General features: G+C 66.1%; 1 protein-coding gene. It reads right to left on the bottom strand.

Translation table 11 applies throughout. The features are described 5' to 3' along the window. Nucleotides 1-221, bottom strand: a 221-nt coding sequence (locus ACMUVN_RS33430) for an AMP-binding protein (RefSeq protein WP_414816072.1), incomplete at both ends; no start/stop codon positions are given.

Raw genomic sequence — 221 nt, 5'->3', positions numbered from 1 at the left:
CATCACCATCGCCGGGCTGCGCTCGACGCAGATCGCCACTGGCTGGTCCGGCCTCACCCCGAGCCCGATCAGATGATGGGCCAGCTGGTTGGCATCGGCATTGAGCGCGCCATAGGAGATCGACTGCTCTTCGAAGACCAGTGCGACCGCGTCGGGCGCCCGGCGCACCTGCGCCTCGAACAGCGCATGCACGCAAAGATCCGACGGATAGTCCACTTCCG

Origin of the sequence: Rhizobium sp. IY2, assembly GCF_047532935.1 — a bacterium.
Classification (GTDB): domain Bacteria; phylum Pseudomonadota; class Alphaproteobacteria; order Rhizobiales; family Rhizobiaceae; genus Rhizobium; species Rhizobium anhuiense.
The sequence above is the reverse complement of the archived record's forward strand: the minus strand, read 5'-3'. Positions and strand labels throughout refer to the sequence as shown.